General features: G+C 62.8%; 19 protein-coding genes. 14 read left to right on the plus strand and 5 right to left on the minus strand.

The genetic code is table 11. The features are described from left to right. From LB520_RS13375 to LB520_RS13395, 5 genes are all read left to right on the plus strand, one after another. The coding region (locus LB520_RS13375; RefSeq protein ID WP_318012092.1) for a UDP binding domain-containing protein at positions 1–564 on the plus strand (564 nt) is incomplete at its 5' end. Positions 565–652: 88 nt separating this feature from the next. Then, entirely contained in the window at positions 653–1873 is a 1221-nt protein-coding gene (locus LB520_RS13380; RefSeq protein WP_224637810.1) for a glycosyltransferase family 2 protein, read from the plus strand. Positions 1874–1922: 49 nt separating this feature from the next. Then, positions 1923–3002, plus strand: a complete 1080-nt coding sequence (locus LB520_RS13385; RefSeq protein WP_224637811.1) for a glycosyltransferase — start codon at positions 1923–1925, stop codon at positions 3000–3002. Positions 3003–3216: 214 nt separating this feature from the next. Continuing rightward, positions 3217–4335, plus strand: a complete 1119-nt coding sequence (locus LB520_RS13390; RefSeq protein ID WP_318012093.1) for a glycosyltransferase — start codon at positions 3217–3219, stop codon at positions 4333–4335. Then, on the plus strand, positions 4332–5798 hold the full coding sequence (locus LB520_RS13395; protein WP_224637812.1) for a lipopolysaccharide biosynthesis protein: 1467 nt from the start codon (positions 4332–4334) through the stop codon (positions 5796–5798). Before LB520_RS13390 ends, LB520_RS13395 begins: the two co-directional genes overlap by 4 nt. Here the strand turns inward: LB520_RS13395 and LB520_RS13400 are convergent. Beyond that, a complete protein-coding gene (locus LB520_RS13400; RefSeq protein WP_224637813.1) occupies positions 5700–7070 on the minus strand; it encodes a polysaccharide pyruvyl transferase family protein in 1371 nt (456 codons plus the stop codon). The genes LB520_RS13395 and LB520_RS13400 overlap by 99 nt on opposite strands. 277 nt (positions 7071–7347) lie before the next feature. On the opposite strand from LB520_RS13400, the gene LB520_RS13405 reads away from it, so the two are divergent. The 6 genes from LB520_RS13405 to LB520_RS13430 all read left to right on the plus strand — a co-directional run bounded on the left by LB520_RS13405 (position 7348) and on the right by LB520_RS13430 (position 14924). After that, entirely contained in the window at positions 7348–8520 is a 1173-nt protein-coding gene (locus LB520_RS13405; protein ID WP_224637814.1) for a glycosyl transferase family 1, read from the plus strand. 26 nt (positions 8521–8546) lie between these two features. After that, positions 8547–9536, plus strand: coding sequence for a glycosyltransferase family 2 protein (locus LB520_RS13410; RefSeq protein ID WP_224637815.1), 990 nt, complete (start codon positions 8547–8549; stop codon positions 9534–9536). After that, positions 9536–10474 (plus strand): glycosyltransferase, encoded by a 939-nt coding sequence (locus LB520_RS13415; RefSeq protein ID WP_224637816.1) that lies wholly within the window; start codon positions 9536–9538, stop codon positions 10472–10474. Before LB520_RS13410 ends, LB520_RS13415 begins: the two co-directional genes overlap by 1 nt. Then, entirely contained in the window at positions 10464–11450 is a 987-nt protein-coding gene (locus LB520_RS13420) for a glycosyltransferase family 2 protein (protein ID WP_224637817.1), read from the plus strand. Before LB520_RS13415 ends, LB520_RS13420 begins: the two co-directional genes overlap by 11 nt. 28 nt (positions 11451–11478) lie before the next feature. After that, entirely contained in the window at positions 11479–12375 is an 897-nt protein-coding gene (galU, locus tag LB520_RS13425; RefSeq protein WP_095766145.1) for a UTP--glucose-1-phosphate uridylyltransferase GalU, read from the plus strand. Between the two features lie 167 nt (positions 12376–12542). Then, complete coding sequence (locus tag LB520_RS13430; RefSeq protein ID WP_224637818.1) at positions 12543–14924, plus strand: polysaccharide biosynthesis tyrosine autokinase; 2382 nt, start codon at positions 12543–12545, stop codon at positions 14922–14924. Positions 14925–14986: 62 nt separating this feature from the next. On the opposite strand, the gene LB520_RS13435 is transcribed toward LB520_RS13430, so the two are convergent. The 4 genes from LB520_RS13435 to LB520_RS13450 form a co-directional block, all read right to left on the minus strand. Further along, a complete protein-coding gene (locus LB520_RS13435; RefSeq protein WP_224628927.1) occupies positions 14987–15700 on the minus strand; it encodes a metallophosphoesterase in 714 nt (237 codons plus the stop codon). A 150-nt stretch (positions 15701–15850) separates the two neighbouring features. After that, the gene (locus LB520_RS13440) at positions 15851–16216 is read right to left on the minus strand and encodes a hypothetical protein (RefSeq protein ID WP_224628925.1); all 366 of its coding nucleotides are present in this window, start codon (positions 16214–16216) and stop codon (positions 15851–15853) included. Between the two features lie 121 nt (positions 16217–16337). Beyond that, the gene (locus LB520_RS13445) at positions 16338–18245 is read right to left on the minus strand and encodes a propionyl-CoA synthetase (protein ID WP_224628924.1); all 1908 of its coding nucleotides are present in this window, start codon (positions 18243–18245) and stop codon (positions 16338–16340) included. A gap of 513 nt (positions 18246–18758) precedes the next feature. After that, the gene (locus LB520_RS13450; RefSeq protein WP_224637819.1) at positions 18759–19436 is read right to left on the minus strand and encodes an outer membrane protein; all 678 of its coding nucleotides are present in this window, start codon (positions 19434–19436) and stop codon (positions 18759–18761) included. Between the two features lie 230 nt (positions 19437–19666). Here LB520_RS13450 and LB520_RS13455 point away from each other — a divergent pair, with 230 nt between their 5' ends. From LB520_RS13455 to LB520_RS13465, 3 genes are read left to right on the plus strand one after another with little or no spacing between them, the layout of a single operon-like run. Continuing rightward, entirely contained in the window at positions 19667–19954 is a 288-nt protein-coding gene (locus tag LB520_RS13455) for a PqqD family protein (protein ID WP_095766141.1), read from the plus strand. Then, positions 19954–20385 carry a lasso peptide biosynthesis B2 protein gene (locus LB520_RS13460; RefSeq protein WP_095766140.1) on the plus strand — a complete coding sequence of 144 codons (432 nt, stop codon included), beginning with the start codon at positions 19954–19956 and terminating at the stop codon, positions 20383–20385. Before LB520_RS13455 ends, LB520_RS13460 begins: the two co-directional genes overlap by 1 nt. Further along, positions 20382–21362: a serine kinase gene (locus tag LB520_RS13465; protein ID WP_224637820.1), complete on the plus strand. Its 981-nt coding sequence runs from the start codon at positions 20382–20384 to the stop codon at positions 21360–21362. The genes LB520_RS13460 and LB520_RS13465 overlap by 4 nt, the downstream gene beginning before the upstream one ends. Position 21363 lies beyond the last annotated feature (1 nt).

The raw sequence follows: 21363 nt of genomic DNA on the forward strand, positions 1-21363 counted from the left end.
ATCTATCCCGGCCTCGGCTATGGCGGCTCGTGCTTCCCGAAGGATGTGCGCGCGCTGATCAAGACCGCCGAGGGCGTGAAGTTCGACGCCAAGCTGCTGCGCGCCGTCGAGGAGCGCAACAATGCGCAGAAGTCGGTCCTGTTCGACAAGGTCAACCACTATTTCAAGGGCGCGCTCAGGGGCAAGACCTTTGCCGTCTGGGGGCTGGCCTTCAAGCCCAACACCGACGACATGCGCGAGGCGCCGGCGCGCACGCTGATGGAAGCGTTGTGGGCGGCCGGCGCCAAGGTGCAGGCCTACGATCCCGAGGCGATGCAGGAGTGCCAGGCGATCTACGGCCTGCGCGAGGATCTGCTTTTGTGCGGCACCAAAGAAGCGGCGCTGCGCGGCGCCGACGCGCTTTTGATCTGCACCGAATGGAAGAGCTTCCGCGCGCCGTCCTTCGACGCGCTCAAGGATGCGCTGACGACGCCGGTCATCTTCGACGGCCGCAATCTCTACGATCCCAAGGTGATCGCGCGCTACGGCATCGAATACTTCTCGATCGGCAGGATGGCGGCATGAGGGCTGATTGCCTCAAGGACAATGGCCATCGCCATGGTTGTGGATTCATGCCGGCGAACGGAGCATCGGCAACAGTATGAGGTCATCAATGGCTGCGCAGCGCAAACCGACGGTCACCGTCATCGTCCCCACCTTCAACCGGCAAAAATTCCTGCCCGAATCCATCGGCAGCCTGCTGCGGCAGACCGTGATGCCGGATCAGATCCTGATCGTGGACGACGGCTCGACGGACGATACCGGCGCGGTGGCGGCCTCTTTCCCGGCGCCGGTGGAATACTACCGCAAGGAAAATGGCGGGAAATCGACGGCGCTGAATTTTGCCCTGAAGCGCTGCACAGGAGATTTCGTCTGGATATTCGATGACGACGACGTCGCGCACCCGACGGCGCTTGAGCGGTTTCTCGCCGCCTTCGAGCGCGAGCCGGCCGCTGATTTCGCATTCGGCGAATATGCGCGTTTCCAGCGTTCGGCCCAGATCGAGGAGCAGGATTACGAGATCGTCGCCTTCGGACATGTCAGCCAGGACAATTTCTTCCCGTCGCATCTCGAATATTGCCACGTCCACCAGCCGGGCCTCCTGGTGCGCCGCAAATGCTACGACGAGGTGGGTGGCTTCAACGAGACCCTGGTCCGGTCGCAGGACTACGAGATGATGTTGAGGCTTGCACGCCGGTTCAAGGGCATCAGGGTTGATGGCTTGATGTTCTTCCAGCGCCAGCACGACATGGTCCGCGGCAGCACCAAGGTGGTCATTTCCTACACCGACCGGATCAAGGCCTGGGGCGCGTACGACCGGGCGATCATGGAAGAGGTCTACAAGTCGGTCGATCTGCATGAGTATCTGGATCGCTCGGAGCAGGCCCTGCCGAGGACGGCCGATCTCGAGATGCAGGCGCTGCTGCAGCGGTCGAGCATCATGGCCAGGAAGGGTCTGTGGCATCACGCGGCCGAGGACATCCGCCGCTACGCCCTGCTTGCCGAACGAGCCGGAAAGACGTCGCTCAGCGACAAGGAACGCGCCATCGTGCGGCGTACCTTCGAAGCCTACGATACAGGTTTGGCATCCGCCCCGGCCGACGAATTCGTCTCGGCGGTGAAGGCCTGGAGGTCGGGACCGCTGAAGGCCGACCTCGTCAGGGAATACATGCATTCCTTCCCGCATTATCTGGCGCGGGACCTGAAGGCGGGAAAGGTAATCCCGGCTTCGAAATTGTTGCGGGAGTATTCGGCGCTGTCGCTTTCCGCTTCGCTCGGCCGGCTGTGTCGGGCGATGACGTCGAAGCTTCCCTTGGCGCGCGGCGCAAGCTGATGAGCCGTGGCTTGCGGATACTCGCCCGGGCCGAATTAGGAGCAGAACGATGAAAGTGCTTTTTGCAAGCGGCAACGGGTACATTCCCGAGTTCACCGGCGGCGTGCAATCCAACACGCATCACCTGGTCGAACAGCTGATCGAGCACGGCCATCAGGCGTCGGTCCTCGCCTCGCTGTTCGGCGACGGCATGTTCGGCCTCAAGGCGCGCGCCAAGATGAAGCTGTTGCGGCAGCCCGCGGTTGTCGACAATTTCCCCGGCTACCCGGTGATGCGCGCCTGGTTCCCCTGGGAGGCGGCCGGCTTCGCCGTCGAGAAGACCACACCGGACGTCGCGGTCGTGCAGTGCCACAAATCCGTCCTGCTCGGAAAGGCGCTTCTTGCCGAAGGCGTGCCGCTGGTCGTTTATCTGCACAATGTCGAATTTCACGAGCTCGCCGGCGATCCGCGCGAACTCAATTCGGCTTTGTACATCGCCAATTCGGAATTCACGGCGCGCACCTACAAGGAAAAGTTCGGCATCGAGTCCATCGTGCTTCCGCCGACCATCAACGACGCGCTCTACTGCACGCATACGACCGGCGAATTCGTCACCATGATCAATCCCTATGAGGAGAAGGGGTTCGATCTGGCGGTGAGGATTGCGGCCGCCTGCCCGGAGATTCCCTTCCTGTTCGTGGAGAGCTGGAAACTGGAGGACGAGCATCGTGCCCGCATCGAAAAGACCATCGCGCCGCTCTCGAACGTTACGCTGGAAAACCGCACCGACGACATGAAGACGGTCTATGGCCGCACCAGGGTCCTGCTTGCTCCGAGCAAATGGGAGGAAGCCTGGGGCCGCGTCGCGTCCGAGGCGCATTGCAGCGGCATCCCTGTCGTGGGCTCGAGGCGCGGCGGCCTGCCCGAGGCCATCGGTCCCGGCGGCGTAGTGCTCGACTACGACGCCCCGCTCGCCGACTGGGCCGCGGCGGTGAGGCGCCTGTGGAACGACCGCCAGGAATACGAGCGGCTTTCGGCCGCAGCTCTCGCCTTCTCCAAACGCCCGGAACTCGACCCCGCGCGGCAATTGGTGGTGTTTCTCGATCTGCTCGAAAGAGCGGCTCGGCAGGGCGTCCGCCACGCTGCGTAGCTTGCAAGCAAGGAGAGGGAACCGTTTGCTGCACTGCACCAAAAATGTTGCGATGCGGCAAAACCTGCAATAGGTTGGGCCGACAGGAGTCAAAGTTCATGCCGCATGCGTCAGGCCCTGCCGGCGACGTTTCCAGCCTGATTTGGGCGAGAACATCCTGCCGATGAGGATTTGCTTCGTAGTCGATAAATTTCCCACTCTGTCCGAGACATTCGTGCTCGATCAGATTGCCGGATGCCTTGAAAGAGGAATGGAAGTCAGCGTCGTCTGCAACGAGATGGCTTTTGGCAAGGATAGCAATGTGGACGATGCACGTTGGCAGACATTGCCCGGCCCTGTCGTTTCCTGGTGGGGTGGCCTGAATCGCTACCGCTCACTGCTCCGGAAATGGTCCGGCAGATTTTGGGACAAGCTTTCGACCTTTATCGACCTGGCCAACGCACAAAAGCTGCAAAACGTCGATGTGATCGTGGCGCATTTTGGCCATAACGGCCTGCGCGTCGCCCGCGTCATGAAGCGGCGCAGGATTTCCGCGCCTTTGGTGACCATATTCCATGGCACCGATGTCGGCAGGCCGTTGCATGACGGCACCCTGGACCAGTACAGGCCCGTTTTCGAACAAGGGGCTCTCCAGCTCCCTGTGAACGCATTCTTCCGTCAGGCCCTGATCGATGCCGGTGCCGCGCCGGCACAAGTCGCGGTTCACCACATGGGCATTCGCCCAAGCGAGATCGAATATCGCTGGCGCTCCTGGCAGGGACATACGCTGTCTTTCATCTCGGTCTGCCGGCTGACCGAGAAAAAGGGGACCGAATATGCGCTTCGCGCCCTCGCTTGCCTGCCGCACCGCGATTGGACCTATTCGGTGATCGGCGGCGGGGAATTGTTGGAGGAATTGAAGCTTACCGCCGTCGACCTCGGTATTGCCGACAGGGTGACCTTCCTCGGACCGCGTCCGCACGGCGAGGTGAAGCAGCGCCTGCGCGATGCCCATGTCTTCCTTCTGCCAAGCGTCGCCGGGCGAGACGGCGATCTGGAAGGAATACCGGTTGCACTCATGGAGGCGATGGCTGGCGGCTTGATCGCTGTCAGCACCTACCATTCGGGAATTCCGGAGCTGATCGAGGATCGCAAGACTGGCTTCCTCGTGCCCGAAAGGGACGTCGCCGCGCTTGCCGGCAAACTCACCTGGATCGCCGAGAACCCGGGCCTGTGCGAGCCGATAGCGCTTGCCGCTCGAAGGAAGGTCGAGGCCGATTTCAATGCCGATACCTTGAATGAACGCTTTGCGCAGATCGTTGCGCGGCTAGGGGAGACCGGATCCGTCACATGAATGCCAATCCGCCGCCCCCGCAATTTGGTCGCGTTGCCTTGCGCGGCGGGCTGGTCACGGCCGGCGCGCAAGGCTTCAAGATAGCGATCCAGTTCCTCTCGGTCGTCATCCTTGCCCGGCTGCTCGTCCCCGAGGATTTCGGCCTGGTGGCTTCCGTGGGACCGATCGTGGCCTTCGTCGGCCTGCTTCAGGATCTGGGCCTCCAGCAGGCGGTCATCCAGCGCAAGGAGATCAATCAACGGCAACTCAACCAGGTCTTCTGGCTGAGCGCGGTTGTCGGCCTCTGCGCCGGGGCGGTCGTGGCTTGCCTGGCCCCCGCCATTGCCGCTTTCTACGGCGATCAGCGAATGTGGGGGATAACACTTGCTTCCGCCGTGCCGCTGCTTTTTGGCAGTCTTGCCGCGGTGCCGCTTGCCCTGATGAACCGCCATCTGCAATTCGGCCAGCTTGCGTTCAACGACGCAATCACCGCGGCCGTAGGGCTGCTCGCTACCGCAACCGCGGCGTATTTAGGGCTTGGCTATTGGTCTCTGGTTTTGGGTCCAGCTGTGTCAGCTGTCGTAGCGCTGGTTGCCGGCTGGCTGGTGACGCGCTGGACGCCGTCTTGGCCGAATCTGAAGGTCGACGCCGACATATTCAGGTTCGGGGCGAACCTTACGGGCTTCAACCTTGTCAATTTTCTGTCTCGCAACCTCGACAACATCCTCATCGGAAAATATTCCGGCGCGGTCGAGCTGGGCTACTATGATCGCGCCTACAAGCTTCTGCTGTTTCCGCTGCAGAACATCAACCAGCCGCTGACGCGTATCATGGTGCCGCTGCTCAGCCGCATCCATGAGGACAAGCAACGATTTCGAGACATCTATGTCCGGACAAACTGGCTGCTGGCCGTCATCACCATGCCCGGCATTGCGACTTTGACACTGACTTCGGAGCAGGTGGTCAGGCTTCTCTTCGGCGAGCGTTGGATGGCCGTGGCGCCGATTTTCGCCTGGCTGGGCATCGCCGGCCTGATGCAGTCCGTATCGAGCACCACGGGGTGGATATTCATCTGCCAGGGCAAGACGAAGACGATGTTTCATTGGGGCATCTATTCGTCTTTGACGACCGTCGCCTCCTTCATCGTCGGCCTGCATTGGGGCGCCATCGGCGTCGCGGCTGCCTATGCCATCAGCGGTTACGTGCTGCGCATCCCGGTGCTTGCCGCCCTGATCCATCGTGTCGGCCCGGTGACCGCCGGCGATTTTCTGGGCATACAGGGGCTCTTCATCGTCTCGTCCCTGCTCGCCTGGCTCTCATATCTGTCGCTGCCGGCGTTGCTGACCAATCAGTCGGACCTGCTCACGATCCTGGTGGCGGTCGTCCTAAACTACGGGTTCGCCTTGGCCCTCATGCTTGCTGTTCCGCAGTCGCGCAAGGCGTTGTTCGCCACTCTTGCCAACGTCGCCAGCAACATTGGGTGAGCGGTTGCCTATCAAGGAGGACAACGGCCTGGTTGCCGACATTGCCGACGCATGCTCTTCCAGCACGGCCTCGAGGCTTGCCCGGCGATAGTGGTCAAGACTGGCGATGAATCTGCCGAGTTTTTCGGCTGCTTCCGACGGCGTTACGGTATCGATGTCGAGCAGAAGGTCGTCGACACCGATGCGCTTGGCGACTTCCTTGGTTTTGAATTCATAGGCGATCGGCAGCACCGGCGTGCCGACGCAAAGCGACATGATCATCATATGCATGCGCGTGGCGACGACGAAGTCGCAATCCTTCACCAGCGCCATCAATTGGTCGGGCGTATGAAATGCGGCGTCGACATTGACGTGTTCGGCGATTTCCGGGTCGAGTTCGGCCACGATCGCCCGCGCAGTCCTGGCGTCGTCATGGGCATATTCCGGCACACCCTGGCAGGTTGAGATGAAGGTCACCTGCTTGCCGTGGTCCCTGACAAGAATTGTGGCGATCTCCTGGATCGAATCGAGATAGCGGCGCATGCCATCCTCACCGTCGCTGACGAAGCTCCAGTGGCGGACGGAAATAGCGACTCGGCCCGTCGGCGCCGATGCGCTGCCGAGATGTTTCTTGATCCTGTCGGTATCAGCCAGGGCAAAGACGGCATCGGCGACCACATGGCATTTGCCGGGGTCTTTCACCAGATCCAGTATGTGATTTCTGGATCGCTCGTCACGCAGCAGGATGAGCGGAGCCCGATCGAAGATCGGGCCTAGCTCTTGGCGATTGTAACTTTTCTTGAACGGGCCGAGCGATTGCGTGAAGAAGATCGGGTCCTTGCCCAAGATCGCATCGATGCGGAATTGATTGAGCCGCTTTTCAAGATCGTAGTTCTCGACGAGATAGGTTCCGCCTGTCGTGACCACCAGGTCGGCGCTCGCATAGGCCTCAAGGCCGTGGCGGTCGCTTCTGCTGAAGAACACGCTGCTGGCGCCGTTTTGGGCAAAGCGGCGCAAGGCGCGCAAGACTCCCCGATTGTAGATCGACTTGAGCCGGCCCTTTATCCCGCCGCCATGCTGATCCCTGAACAGGGATTCCGACAGCAGCTTGTGGAATTCGAGATCCGGGTAATCTTTCTTCGGGTAAAGCCTGGCCGCGACTTCGGGCTGACTGTCGAAAACCAGGAACTGCACATCGCCGCCGACGATCGATCTGAGAATATGGCGGATAGCCAAAAGGATCGCGGCATCGCCAGTGTTCAGACACACTGTGTTTTCGATCACGACTTTCATGGGAACCTCGTTTCGCGTCCGTGGCGGGCCACGTCGGTTAAAACGGCATGTTTGCCGGAGTGTTTACACGCGATCCGCGTCGCGATCTGGCGTGCTGCTCCGCGCTGATAGCCAACGCGAAATCCGGATCGACGCCAAGCAGGCTGAGAGTAGCTTATGATTTTTGCAGTGCAACAAAAAATGTGCGGGCGCTTGCTACGCCGCACCAAAATTGTTGCGATGCAGCAAAAGCTGTACTAGCATCCCCGATGGGTGGGCCCAACAGCGGTCGAGTTACATGCTGCATGTCTTGTACCTTGTGCATGACGTATCCGACCCGGCGGTGCGCCGGAGAATACAGATGCTCAAGGCAGGCGGCGCCAGGGTCACCCTGGCGGGCTTCCGCCGCACCACCAGCCCGGTCGCCGAGATTGAAGGCATCGAGCCTGTCGACCTTGGCGCGACGCGCGACGGCCGATTCGCGCAGCGCATCGGCGCTGTCGCCAAGGCAGCCATATCGATCGGCGCGAAGCTGGGCGCCGTGCCCAAGCCTGATCTCATCATCGCGCGCAACCTCGAAATGCTGGCGCTGGCCCGCCGCGCCAACGGCGCGCTCGGGGCGAGCGTGCCGATCGTCTATGAATGCCTCGATATCCATCGCCTGGTGTTGCGCGACGACTTCGTCGGCAGGACGCTGCGTGGCGCCGAACGCCATCTCGCGCGCGACGTGAAGCTTCTGGTGACGAGCTCGCCGGCTTTCATCGCCAATTACTTCGAGCCTTTCGGGCAGATCGGCGCACCTGTCGAGCTGATAGAAAACAAATATTTCGAGGCAGCATCCGTCGTCGCCGCGCATTCTGTCGAGGACGACAGCCCGTCGCCGCCGCCCTGGCGTATCGGCTGGTTCGGCGCGCTGCGCTGCCGCCGCTCGCTGGAGCTGCTGGCCGATTTCACTCGCCGGCAGGCGGGCCGTTTCGAAGTCGTGCTCAGGGGCCGTCCGGCGCTGTCCGAATTTCCGGACTTTCACGGTTTCGTCGAGGCCGAGCCGTGGCTTTCCTTCGGCGGCCGCTATCGCAATCCGGAGGACATGGCAGCCATCTACGGTGAGGTGCATTTCTCCTGGGCGATCGATTTTTTCGAAGCCGGTCAGAATTCGGAATGGCTGCTTCCCAACCGTCTCTATGAAGGCTGCCGCTTCGGCGCCGTGCCGATCTCCATGGCGGACACCGAAACCGGCAGGTTCCTGAAGCAGCGGGATATCGGCGTGCTCCTGCCCGAAGCGACGCCCGAAAGCCTCGAGGCGATGCTGAGCCGGATGGACCAAGATGAATATCGCGGCCTGAGGTCGCGCGTGTCGGCGCGCAATCCGAAGACCTGGAGCTACGACCGCAGCGACTGCGCGGCCTTCGTCGACAAGCTGCGCGGCCTCGCCGCCGTGCCTTCGGCTTTTGCGACACAGGCGGCCGCGTGATGGCGCAACAGGGCGAACAAAAACCGATGGCGCAGTCTACCTCATCGATCCTGATCGTCATTCCCTGCCTCAACGAGGCCGCCCATATCGGCGGCCTGCTCGACCAATTGCAGCCCGCGGCGGCCCGGCTCGGCGGCCGCATCGTCGTCGCCGACGGCGGCAGCACCGACGGCACGCAAGCCATCGTCGAAAACATCGTGGCGAAGGATCCCCGGGTGATCCTGCTCGCCAATCCGAAGCGCCTCCAGGGCGCTGCCATCAATCTCGCGGTGACGGCCCTTGGGGAAGGCGCCGACTATCTCATTCGCATCGACGCGCATGGCGGCTATCCGGACGACTACTGCGACCGGCTGGTCGCGGAGGCCCTTGCCACCGGCGCCGATTCGGTCGTCGTTTCGATGCTGACCGCCGGCACCGGGGCCGTGCAGAAGGCTGTCGCGGCGGCGCAGAATTCCAAGCTCGGCACCGGCGGCTCGAAGCACCGGCACATGTCCGAAGGCGAATGGGTCGACCACGGCCACCACGCGCTGATGAGCGTCGCCGCCTTCAGGCATGTAGGCGGCTACGACGAGAGCTTCAGTCACAATGAGGACGCCGAGCTCGACTACCGCCTGCGTCAGGCCGGCTACCGCATCTGGATGAGCGGCAGGACGCAGATGGTCTATTATCCGCGCTCGACGCTGAAGAGCCTCTATTTCCAGTATCTCGGCTATGGCCGCGGGCGCGCCAGGAACGTGCTGAAGCACCGCATGGTACCGAAGGTCCGGCAGATGATCCCGCTGCTGGTTGCGCCCGTGGTGCTGCTCGCCCTGTTCTCCTTCGTCCACTGGCTGGCGGCGGTGCCGTTCCTCTTATGGGTGGCGGTGTGCCTCGGCTACGGCGCGGTCACCGCGACACGCCAACGCAACGCCAGCATAGCGCTGGCTGGGGTTTCGGCGATGGTCATGCATTTCGGCTGGTCGGCCGGTTTCTGGCAGCAGCTTCTGGCGTCTCGATTGCAGCGCAAGGTGGCGTGATGACTGGGCGCTCGATCGACATCTGCATCTGCACTTTCCGTCGGCCGGAGCTGGCCGACACGTTGCGCTCCGTCGCCGCGCTGGAGAAGCCGGCGGGAGCCGAGATTGGCATCGTCGTTGCCGACAATGACGATGAGCCCGGCGCGCAGAAGCTGGTGAAAGCATTGGCCGAGGAATTGAAGCTGCCGGTCCGCTATCGTCACGCGCCGGCGCGCAACATCTCGATTGCCCGCAACGCCTGTCTCGACGCCAGCGTGTCGGACTTCGTTGCCTTCATCGATGACGACGAGACGGCGTCGCCCCGCTGGCTGGTCGAATTGATGGCGGCGGCCGATGCCACGGGCGCTGCGGCGGTGCTGGGTCCGGTGCGGGCGCATTACCGCCCCGACGCGCCGGACTGGATGCAGAAGGGCGACTTCCATTCCACCTTGCCGGTCTGGGTGCGCGGCGAGATCCGCACCGGCTACACCTGCAACGTGTTGCTCAAAATGGCCGACGCGAGCCTTCGCGGCCGGCGCTTCAGCCTGGCGCGCGGCCAGACCGGCGGCGAGGACACCGAGTTCTTCGATGCCATGGTCAAGGCCGGCGGCCGCATCGCCTTTGCTCCGCAAGCCTTCGTCGACGAGGTCGTGCCGCGTGCCAGGGCCGCGTTCGACTGGCTGCGCCGCCGCCGCTTCCGCTTCGGCCAGACGCATGGCCACCTGATAGGACACGGCGCCGGCAGGTTGCGTCGCGCCGGTCAGGTCGGGCTCGCTTCGGCCAAGGCTGCCTACTGCTTCGGTATGGCTATTTTGACCGCCATCAGCCCGGTGCAGCGGAACCGCAGCGTGCTGCGCGGCATTATGCACGTTGGTGTCGTCAGCGGTTTGGTCGGCGTCCGTGAAATCCGCCAATACGGCCTCACGTCGCCAGAACAAGGGAACAAGCGTGCAGCCTGACGTCAGCTTCGTCATCGCCGCCTACAACGCCGAGGCGACTCTCGACCGCGCCATCGCCGGCGCGATCGCGCAACTCGGCGTGACCGTCGAGGTCATCGTCGTCGACGACCAGTCGAGCGACGGCACGCTGGATGTGGCGCGTGCTTATCCGCAAGATGTCGTCAAGGTGGTGGCGCTGCCCGCCAATCGCGGTCCGGGCGGCGCCCGCAATGCCGGCCTCGACCTGGCGCGCGGCCGCTGGGTGGCGGTGCTCGATTCCGACGATGCGGTCCTTCCCGGCCGCCTAGCCACGATGATCTCCCGCGCCGAAGCGGCGGGCGCCCAGATTGCGGTCGACAATGTGCAGATCGTGCGCGAGGACGGCACGCCCGACGACACCATGTTCCCGGCCGGCTATCTCGAAGGCTTGCGCGAAATATCGCTGGCCGACTACATCGCCGGCAATCTGGTCTTCGAATCGCGCTTCAATTTCGGCTATCTCAAGCCGATCTTCCAGCGCCGGTTCCTCGACGACAACAAGCTGCGCTACGACGAGAAGCTGCGCATCGGCGAGGACTACATTCTGCTCGCAAGCGCGCTGGCCAGCGGCGGCCGTTGCGTGGTCGAGCCGACCGTCGGTTATGCCTACCACATCCGCGCCGGCTCGATCTCGCGCGTGCTCGAACTGCATCACGTCGAGGCGATGACGCGCGCCGATGCCAGGTTCGCGGCGGCATATCCCATGGACAGCGGCGCAAAGGCGGCTTTCGCCAAGCGTGGCCGCAGCCTGCGCAAGGCGGCGTCGTTCCTGTCCCTGGTTCAGCACATCAAGGCACGCGCCCCGCTCAAGGCGATCGGCGCGGCGCTCAGGGATCCGGCCGCCATCGGGCATATGTCGATGCCGATCGCGGTTCGGCTCAGAAGGCTTGCGGCGCAAGTTCGCCGTGGGGGTGGGGAGATGAAGCATGCGGGCGATTTGATAGCCGGCGACAGGTAGAAATCTTTTCTCTCAGAAGGAAGAGCAGATGCAGAAAGTCAGGAAGGCAGTCATCCCGGTGGCGGGGCTCGGAACGCGGTTCCTGCCGGCGACCAAGTCGATGCCGAAGGAGATGCTGCCCGTCGTCGACAAGCCTGTCGTGCAATATGCCGTCGACGAGGCGTTCGAGGCCGGCATCGAGCACATCGTCTTCGTCACCGGCCGCAACAAGGCGGTCATCGAGGACTATTTCGACCTGCATCCTGAACTGATCGGCACGCTGGAGCAGACCGGCAAGAAAGCGCAGCTCGAAGCGCTGGAAAGCCTGCTGCCGGAGGCCGGCGCCACCTCCTTCATCCGTCAGCAGTCGCCGCAGGGCCTCGGCCACGCCGTATGGTGCGCGCGCGAGGTGATCGGCAATGAGCCTTTCGCGCTGCTGCTTCCTGACATGGTGTCCTTCGGCGCGCGCGGCTGCCTCGCCGAGACGGTCGATCTCTATCAGCGGACCGGCGGCAATGTGATCGCCGTCGAGCGCTGCGACCCGGCCGAAACCAGCAAATACGGCATTGTCGGCCGCGGCGCCGACGTGGCATCCGGCTTCGAAGTGACGGCGATGGTCGAAAAACCCGCGCCGGCCAATGCGCCGTCGAATTTCTACATCAACGGCCGCTACGTTCTGCAGCCGGAGATCTTTGCCCTGCTCGGCAATCAGCAGCGCGGCGCCGGCAATGAAATCCAGCTCACCGACGCCATGGTGCGGCTGGCCCAAAGCCAGTCTTTTTACGCCCGGCCTTTCGACGGCCGCATGTTCGACTGCGGCTCCAAGGAGGGCTTTATCGAGGCCACCATCGCTTTCGCCCTGGCGCGCGACGACATGAAGGGCCCTGTCTTCGAGATGCTGCAGCAATTTGTCCGGTCGCATGAGCGCCGGGAAGTGGCCGCATAATGCCCATCTTTCGGGTGCATATGCGGTTTCGCGATGGCGCGACAGCCACACCAGCGCCCGGGCCTTCCGGCCCGGCGCATCCTGGCAGCAACGTTGCGCGGTCTTTTCTGGTCACGACGCCGATCTACCAAGGCCGATAGCGCCTGCAACCTGGAATTGGACCGAAAATGAACTATGCCACCTTCCCCCTCGACAAGAGGATGCCGTTGCCCAGCACCGATCCGGAAAAGGGTGAAGACTTCATCGATATCGAGCGTCTGCTTGGCATGGCCGCCCGACAGGCCAAGGTGGTGGCGGTCTGCGCCATTATCGGTCTGTGCCTGGGCGTCATCTATCTGCAGACTACGCCCAAGCAGTATACGGCGGTCGCCAGCGTTTTGATTGATGAAGGGCTGAACAAGGTCGTTGACGACATCTCGGCTGCGAGCGCCACGGTGCAAACGGACGCGACGATTCTCAGCCAGATAGAGGTCCTCAACTCGGCACGGCTGGCGTCTGTGGTGGTCGACAAGCTGAAGCTCGATCAAAACCCGGACTTCATGAGCCCGCCGCAGTCGGCTTTGGCCAAAGGTGTGGGGTTCCTGCGCAGTATTGTCGGCTATTTCCGCGGCAGCTCGGCAAACGAGCTCCCCGGCATCGAGAATGTCGACGCCGCGACGCGCGAAGCCATGATCAAGACCGCGACCCACGATTACGCGGTTCTCATGCTGCAGACCGGGTTGATGGCGGATCGCGTCGGCCGTGCCAACGTCATCAGCATCGGTTATCAGTCGACAAATCCGGCACTCGCCACGGCCATCACCAAGGCCTACGCCGACGCCTATCTGGCCGACCAGCTCAACGCCAGCTTCGACGCCACCGAGCGCGCGGCCTTGTGGCTGCAGGGCCGGCTCACGGAGTTGCGTGAGAGCTCTCAGCGGGCAGCCTTGGCCGTCGAGAAGTTCAGGGCCGAACATGGATTGTCTGCCAACAGTGACGGCCAGCTCCTGAGCGACAAGCAACTCGCCGATCTCAACGCACAGCTCATCGTCGCCCAGGCCGATACCGCCAGAGCCAGCGCCCGCTATCAACAATACAAGGCGATCGTCGAAAGCGGTTCCGAAAGCGCCTTCAACGATTCGGCCATCGGCGCCGACCAGCCGAGCAGCTCGGTCATCATCGCGCTCAAGACCCGCTATCTGGCCATTGCCAAGCGTCTGCAGGACATCGAGACTAATTTCGGCAAGGATCACCCGCAAGCGGTCGCGCTGGCCAAGGAAAAGGCCGATGTCTCGGCGCAGATCTTCGACCAGTTGAAACAGCTCACCGAAAGCTACCGCAACGATTTCGAGGTGGCGCAGGCGCGCGAAACTGCTTTGCGCGACAAGATTTCCACCGCTGCCGGCAAGAGCTCGATCGACAACCAGTCACAGGTGAAGCTCAAGGAGCTCGATCAGCAGGCACAGGCGCTCACCACGCTCTATCAGACCTTCCTCAGCCGCTATGAGGAAGCTTCGCAGCAGCAATCCTTCCCGGTCGGCAAGGTTCGCATCATTTCCGACGCGACGATGCCGCTCGCGGCCTCCAGCCCGCGCACCTTGCGCGTGCTGGCGCTCTCGCTGGTGCTCGGCCTGATGCTTGGCGCCGGCTTCGGCGGCCTCAACGAGTCCAACGAGCGTTTCTTCAGGACGGGCGAGGACGTTCGCGACCGCGTCGGCCTGAAATTCCTCGGTTATCTGCCGACGATCGGCGGCGGCAAAGCCAAGGATACCAAAGCCGACGACCTGCCGGCCGACGGCAAGGTGGCCAGCCTCTCCGCGGCTGAGAGACGGGCGCGCATGCGCGTCAGCATCGACGCCCCGGCCTCGATGTTCGCCGAGACGCTGCGCAACGCCAAGATCGCCTTCGACGTGGTGATGGAAGACCGCAGCAGCCGGGTCATCGGCGTTATTTCGGTGCTGCCTGGGGAAGGCAAGTCGACGGTGGCCGCGAACCTCGCCGGCCTGCTCGCGGCCAACGGTGCCAAGACCTTGCTCATCGACGGCGACCTGCGCAATCCGGGCCTGAGCCGCAGCCTCGGCATGGAGGCCGAGCAGGGTCTGATGGAAGCGGTGGTCAACGGCCAGAGCTGGCAGTCCGTCGGCAAGGTCGATCGCCAGACCAAGCTGGCGATCATTCCCGCCGTGCTGCGCGGCCAGTTTTCGCACACCAGCGAGCTTCTGGGCTCGGCAGGCATGCGGCGCTTCATCGAAAACGCCAAGGAGACGTTCGAATACATCATCGTCGATCTGCCGCCGCTCGGACCCGTCGTCGACGCCAAGGCCTTCGCACCGCTGGTTGACGGCTTTGTGCTGGTCACCGAATGGGGCCGCACGCCCCGCAACATGGTGCGCTCGATGCTGGAATCCGAGCCTTATATCGCCAATAAGGTGATCGGCGCAGTGCTCAACAAGGTCGATCTGAAGAAGCTGGCGAAATACGGCTCGCTCGGCGGCTCGGAAAGGTTCTTCGACCGCTATTCGAGCTACTATCTGGAAAAATCGGAGCAGCGCCCCAAGCAGGCCGCCTGAGGCGTGTTTCCGTTCGAAAAGACTGAGATCGGGGGCGGTTCAGCCTAGGAGCGTGAACCGTCCTAATCCCTCGAAGACAGCAGCCGGCCGTATTTGCCGACGATCCTGAGCGCCGTCAGTCGTCCCGTTTGAAAGGCGCCGGTGTCGATGTCGAGCCGGCGTCCGTCGAGTGACGGAACATCCACGATCGTGTGTCCGTGCACCACCCAGCGGTCGAGACGGTGCGCCGCCTGGAAGAACTCCTCGCGGATGTTGAGCAGATCGCCCTCGTCCTGCGCCTCGAGCGCCACGCCGGGACGGATGCCGGCATGCACGAAGACGAAATGCTCGGAGCAGACCATCGCCGGCAGCGTGCGCAGGAAGTCGACATGGCTGGCTGGAATGGCCTCGCGTATGCGCGCATCCGCCTGCTCGCTCGAACCGTAGAGGCTCATCAGCCGGTCAGGGTCAACGCCGTAGGAGAACAGGGTTTCGCGGCCGCCATAGCCGAGCCAGGTTTCACGCGAGAGATGACCGTCCAGATAGAGGAGCAGTGCGACTTCATGATTTCCCGCGAGGCAGATGCGCTGGAAGCCCTTCGGCGGCGGCGCCATCAGATGGTCGATCACGCGCCGCGAATGCGGCCCGCGGTCGATATAGTCGCCCAGCATGATGATGATCTTGCGACCGCTGAAGCGCTGCGAATCGATCTGGATCTTTTGCTCCAGCGCGCGCAGTTCGTCGTGGCAGCCATGCACGTCGCCGATTGCGTAGACGACCATGTCGCGCATGTCCATGACGAGGCGCTCGCGTGGCGCGGGTCGAGGGCGTCTCGATCGTTGGAAAAGATTCACGGATTGAGGCTCGGCTACTTGCACTGATCTGCGCCTCGATATCATGCCGAATGCAAACAATTCCACACCGGCGCGCGATCGGCAGTCGCGTCGTCAGGCGGGGTTCAACCGATAGCGAAACAGCGTGTGGTCCAAGAGCAGCCGGATGCGCGGCTCGGCCTCGGTCGCGATCAGCCAGCTTACCGCGATCATGGCCGCGCCGACGGCGGCGATCGCTGCAAGATACGGCACGTCGGCGCGCATCAGGGCGCCGAGCACCGCCGCGCCGACGAGATCATGGATGAGATAGAGCGGATAGGTCATCGGCCCGATCGGCCGCCAGCCGGGCCAGGAAAGGTCGAGGCGCAGCGACAATGCCATCAGCGCGACAGCCGCCAGATAGTGATAGAACATCACCATGACGGCGGCCGGCAATCGCAGTATGTCGACACCGCCGAATGTCGTCTTGTGCTGGGCCATGCCGTGCCTCCGGTATGGCCCCCCACGCAAACTTTAAAGATTATTGCTGCGCTGCACAATAAGCGATTGCAGTGCGGTACAAATTGGTAAATTGATCCTTAACGCGGTCGTCTGCCGGCGACTACACCCCGATGCCGCGTCCCTTCAGCGCCGCCGTGATCTCGTCCAGGATCGCCGGATCGTCGATCGTCGCCGGCATGGTCCATTCCTCCTTGTCGGCGATCTTCTGCATCGTGCCGCGCAGGATCTTGCCGGAGCGGGTCTTGGGCAGCCGCTTGATCGTCACCACGGTCTTGAAGGCCGCAACCGGGCCGATCCGCTCGCGCACCAGCCCGACAACCTCACTTTCGATCGCGCCGCTATCGCGCGACACGCCGGCATTGAGCACGACGAAGCCGAGCGGCACCTGGCCCTTCATGGCATCGGCAATGCCGATGACCGCGCATTCGGCGACATCGGGATGAGCCGCCAGCACCTCTTCCATGGCGCCGGTCGAGAGCCGGTGGCCGGCGACGTTGATGATGTCGTCGGTTCGGGCCATCACATAGAGGTAGCCGTCCTCGTCCATCATGCCGGCGTCAGCCGTCTTGTAGTAGCCGGGGAACTCCTCGAGGTAAGCCTGGCGGAAACGGGCGTCGGCGTTCCACAGCGTCGGCAGGCAGCCGGCGGGCAGCGGCAGCTTGACCACGACATTGCCGAGCGTGCCGCGCGCCACCTCGTGGCCGGCATCGTCGAGGATGCGAATGTCGTAGCCAGGCATCGGCACCCCGGGCGAGCCGTATTTCACCGGTAACAGCCCGAGCCCCGCCGGATTGATCGTCATCGGCGAGCCGGTCTCGGTCTGCCACCAATGGTCGATGACGGGACGGTCGAGCTTCTGCTCCGCCCATTTGATCGTTTCGGGATCGGCGCGCTCGCCGGCAAGGAACAAAGTGCGGAACTTCGACAGGTCGTATTTCGGCACGAACTCGCCCCTGGGATCCTGCCCCTTGATGGCGCGGAACGCGGTCGGCGCGGTGAACAGCGCCACCACGCCATGCGCAGAGATCACCCGCCAGTAGGTGCCGGCGTCCGGCGTGCCGATCGGCTTGCCTTCGAACAGCACGCTGGTGCAGCCATGCAGAAGCGGTCCGTAGACGATATAGGAATGGCCGACCACCCAGCCGACATCGGAAGCCGCCCAGAACACCTCGCCCGGCTTGACGCCGAACTCGTTGTCCATGGTCCATTTCAGCGCGACCATGTGGCCGCCATTGTCGCGCACGATGCCCTTCGGCTGCCCGGTCGTCCCGGAGGTGTAGATGATGTAGAGCGGGTCGGTGGCTAAAACCGGCACGCAGTCGACATTGGCGCCGGCGGCGCGTTCGCGCGCAACCGCATCGGCATAGTCGAAGTCGTAATTGTCGTGCATCTCGCAGCGCAGCTGCTCGCGCTGCAGGATGAGGCAGGCGTCCGGCTTGTGCTTCGACATCTCGATGGCCTTGTCGAGCAGCGGCTTGTAGGCGACGACGCGGCCTGGCTCCAGGCCGCAGGAGGCGGTGATGATCAGCTTCGGCTTGGCGTCGTCGATGCGGGTGGCGAGCTCATGCGAGGCGAAGCCGCCGAATACCACCGAATGCACGGCGCCGAGTCTCGCGCAGGCAAGCATGGCGATAGCGGCTTCCGCCACCATCGGCATATAGATGATGACGCGGTCGCCCTTGCCGATGCCGCGATGCCTCAGCACCGACGCCAACGCGACCACCTCGCGCTTTAGCTCCGCATAGGTGAATTTCCGCACCGTGCCGGTGATCGCGCTGTCATGGATCAGCGCCAACTGGTCGGCGCGGCCACCGGCGACATGGCGGTCGATGGCGTTGAAGCAGGTGTTGCAGGTGGCGCCGGTGAACCAGCGTCCATAAACGCCGGCTTCCGGATCGAAGACCTTTTCGGCCGGCCTATACCAGTCGATCGCCTTCGCCGCCTCGGCCCAGAACCCTATGGGGTCGCGTTTCCAGCTCTCATAGACTTCGCGGTAGCGTGAGGCCATCGACTTTCCTCCCCAGGAACATTCCGTCGTCTGGCCATAGCCTAAGCCGCTTCTCGCGGCCATGTCTCCCTGCATTTTGATCGACGTTGCTCGTCAAAGTTCCCCAGCGGCGTTTCGCTTGGAGCGCCGTTCTGCCGGTCGCGGATTGAAAGCCGGCTTAGAGCGGCAGTGCCGCCAGCATCAGCCCGACGCCGCCGGCGATCAGAATGGCGGCCGCCAATGCCTTGCGATGACGCTCGAAAGCCGTCGGAGCCCGATCCCAATTGTAACGCATGGCACTATCTCCCCAAAAAACCCCGGCGACTTCACAGCTTATTTAGGAAAGAAATGCAATCCCCGCTTTTGGTCAGCTAGACAACATTCGATGATTGTCGTTTTGCGGCCATAGAGACGCTGAAGTCGCACTCCGTCGATTCCGTCAAAAGACAAAAGCCAGCTTGGCTGAGCCCAGCAGGCTTCCCTTTTTTGATTGCGAAATACGCAGCAATAAGTGGCGTCACATGTTGTGGACCCTCAGAACTTGTAGGCGATGCCGATCCGAACGTCGTTAGTGGATAGATCAACATTCCAGTCCGTCCAGACTGGGTCGACGATGTGCTTATCGCCGAAGTCTGTGTAACGATACTCGACCCGCAACACTATATGCTCGGTCATCGCATAGTCCACACCGGCGCCTAAGGTCCAGCCGGTGAAGGTATTGGTATGAGAGTAGGGAACTCCTGCGGCTGTTTGGAAGTTCTCGTAGCGGCCGACGGCCAGCCCGCCTGTCACAAAAGGCAGGAATTGGCCTGCTGCATAGCCAAGCCGCCCGCGTAGCGAGCCAGTCCACTTGAGGTCGGATCCATAACTGAAGGTTGGATCGTCCACACCAGCACTGATACCGCGAACGCCCTTCGAGTCGATATCCGAAAAATTGAAGTCGCCTTCGACGCCCAGAACGACGCCGTTCGAAAGCTGATAGTTGTAGCCGGCATATAAGCCGCCGAGCCAGCCCTTCGGATCGAGCGGTACGTTGTAGTCGATGCCGTCGAAATCTTGGGTGGAATTGCCCCAGCCATAACCGGCATCAGCGCCGACATAAATACCCGACCAATTATAGACGGCAGTGTCTTGCGGCGCGAAGACGTCGGCAGCAAACGAAGTGTGAGCAAACCCCACCAGGAAAGTTGAAGAAAGGAGGAGCCTTTTCATAGATGCCCCCAAATCCGAAGAATGCCAACGTCGAATACCATAGCCATCGCTTTTTGGTCATCGAAAGAACACCTTTTTGTCGCCATTTGGTCAGGATTGTTGCCGGATTGCCACAAGCTGTCCGATGCATCCGCACAGGCTGCCAACTCCTGACGGCACCATGCGGCAATGGACAGCACTGCCTTGTCGCGCTACTTGCTCTGCGGCATTCTTGCTGGACTGGAGGGCGCATGGCTGAAATCGGCTCTGAAACGGTGCTGCGCATGGCGGACGATGCGTCCGTGCAGCATGTCGGCGATGGCGCGGTCGTGCTTTTGGCGCGCAGCGGCCAGCTTTACACCTGCAACGACACGACCGAGGCTTTTCTCGACAAGGTGAACGGCGCGCGCAAGCTCGACCAGATCGTCGATCTGCTGTCGGAGGAATTCGAGGTCGACAAGGCAACGCTCGATCAGGATATGGCCGAATTGGCCGCCGAGCTGGTGGCTGAAGGCATCCTCGCTGACCCGGACGCGTGATGGCCGACGGACCGGTCCTGCGCGCCCTGTTCCGCGTCCATTTGTGGCTCAGCGCCCGGCTGATGCCGGTGCTGGTCGGCCGGCGCGATTTCGAAAGCGTGTTGAAACTGGCGCCGCTGCAGTCGCCCGCACCCTATCGGGACTTGCCCTGGACCTACATCGTCCATCGCGTCAAGCGGACGGTGCGACGCCCCTGGCTGATGCGCGACCGCAGATGCCTTCGCGAAGGTCTGCTCGGCTTCCGCTTTCTGCGCATGGCCGGTCTTAATCCAGAGCTGCGTTTCGGCGTCGACGCCAGGTCGATGCACGAGCCTCGCCTGTCGGCGCATTGCTGGGTCTGCCTCGACGGCAAGCCGGTGGTCAGCGACAGCCAGCCCGGCATGGTGGAGATCTACCGCCACCCGGCCAGCATGAAGGCGCCAGCCGCTTGAGCGAGCAGACTTTCCGCTATGATCTCAACGGCCAGGTCATAGGCATCACCGCCGCGCGTGCCGATCTGTGGCCGAGCTTCGACCTGATGCTCGGCGCCCTGCGTATGAACGAGCCTGTCCAGCCCGGTTTTCGCGTCGACATCGTCGAAACGCTTGAGTTGCACGAGAACCCCGAAGGAAAGCTGGCTTTCGACGGCGACGTGCCGCTGGACGGCCATTGCCGCATGATCGACGCCGGAAGCGTCTTCCATCTCGTCTTTCCGGGCCAGCAGACGCTATCGATCCACGACGGCGGGGGCCGGGCCGAAATCCGTCTTCATCCCGACAGCAAGATCAAGTGGACTTTGCTGATGATGGTGCTGGATGCAGCACTCGATGCGGACGGCCAGCATATGCTGCACACTGCGGGTCTCACCTTGCCTGGAAAGGACGGCCTGGTCCTCATCCACGCGCCAAGCGGCACGGGCAAGTCCACCACATCGCTCGCGCTTGCCTCGCGGGGCTTCGGCCTCTGCTCGGACGACGTGATGATCCTCAACGCAAGCCCGCAGGGCATCACGGCCTGGGGCATGCCGCGCAAGGTGAAGGTCCACCGCAACACGGCGGCGATGCTGCCCTTCGTCGCACCCTGCCTGGGCGAGAAGTGGGACGCCGAGGGCGAGCAATCCGTTTCGCTGGACCGCCTCGGCGACATCATCCGTGTCGAGGATGTGCGCGCCAGGCCCGTCACAGCGCTCCTGCACCTTGCACGCTCGGCAGACGCCGAGACCCGGCTGCTGCCGATGGCCAGGACAGACGCCATGGTGGCTTTGGCAACCGACAATGTAAGGACCGGCATGACCGGCCTGCTGTCGCTGCAAAAAAGGCGTATGGCGACGATCGCGGCGCTGGTGAAGGCGGTGCCGACCTTCACGCTGGAAGTCGGGGCAAGTCCGGCCGAGGCGGCGGAGTTGATCCAGGCTGCGCTGCCAAGTTGAC

Source organism: Mesorhizobium sp. CA12, assembly GCF_020165255.1.
Lineage (GTDB): Bacteria > Pseudomonadota > Alphaproteobacteria > Rhizobiales > Rhizobiaceae > Mesorhizobium.

Coding starts and splice junctions, on each gene's coding strand:
- LB520_RS13380 (WP_224637810.1), top strand. CDS start 653: ATGGCTGCGCAGCGCAAACCGACGGTCACCGTCATCGTCCCCACCTTC.
- LB520_RS13385 (WP_224637811.1), top strand. CDS start 1,923: ATGAAAGTGCTTTTTGCAAGCGGCAACGGGTACATTCCCGAGTTCACC.
- LB520_RS13395 (WP_224637812.1), top strand. CDS start 4,332: ATGAATGCCAATCCGCCGCCCCCGCAATTTGGTCGCGTTGCCTTGCGC.
- LB520_RS13400 (WP_224637813.1), bottom strand. CDS start 7,070: ATGAAAGTCGTGATCGAAAACACAGTGTGTCTGAACACTGGCGATGCC.
- LB520_RS13405 (WP_224637814.1), top strand. CDS start 7,348: ATGCTGCATGTCTTGTACCTTGTGCATGACGTATCCGACCCGGCGGTG.
- LB520_RS13410 (WP_224637815.1), top strand. CDS start 8,547: ATGGCGCAGTCTACCTCATCGATCCTGATCGTCATTCCCTGCCTCAAC.
- LB520_RS13415 (WP_224637816.1), top strand. CDS start 9,536: ATGACTGGGCGCTCGATCGACATCTGCATCTGCACTTTCCGTCGGCCG.
- galU (WP_095766145.1), top strand. CDS start 11,479: ATGCAGAAAGTCAGGAAGGCAGTCATCCCGGTGGCGGGGCTCGGAACG.
- LB520_RS13430 (WP_224637818.1), top strand. CDS start 12,543: ATGAACTATGCCACCTTCCCCCTCGACAAGAGGATGCCGTTGCCCAGC.
- LB520_RS13435 (WP_224628927.1), bottom strand. CDS start 15,700: ATGGACATGCGCGACATGGTCGTCTACGCAATCGGCGACGTGCATGGC.
- LB520_RS13440 (WP_224628925.1), bottom strand. CDS start 16,216: ATGGCCCAGCACAAGACGACATTCGGCGGTGTCGACATACTGCGATTG.
- LB520_RS13445 (WP_224628924.1), bottom strand. CDS start 18,245: ATGGCCTCACGCTACCGCGAAGTCTATGAGAGCTGGAAACGCGACCCC.
- LB520_RS13450 (WP_224637819.1), bottom strand. CDS start 19,436: ATGAAAAGGCTCCTCCTTTCTTCAACTTTCCTGGTGGGGTTTGCTCAC.
- LB520_RS13455 (WP_095766141.1), top strand. CDS start 19,667: ATGGCTGAAATCGGCTCTGAAACGGTGCTGCGCATGGCGGACGATGCG.
- LB520_RS13460 (WP_095766140.1), top strand. CDS start 19,954: ATGGCCGACGGACCGGTCCTGCGCGCCCTGTTCCGCGTCCATTTGTGG.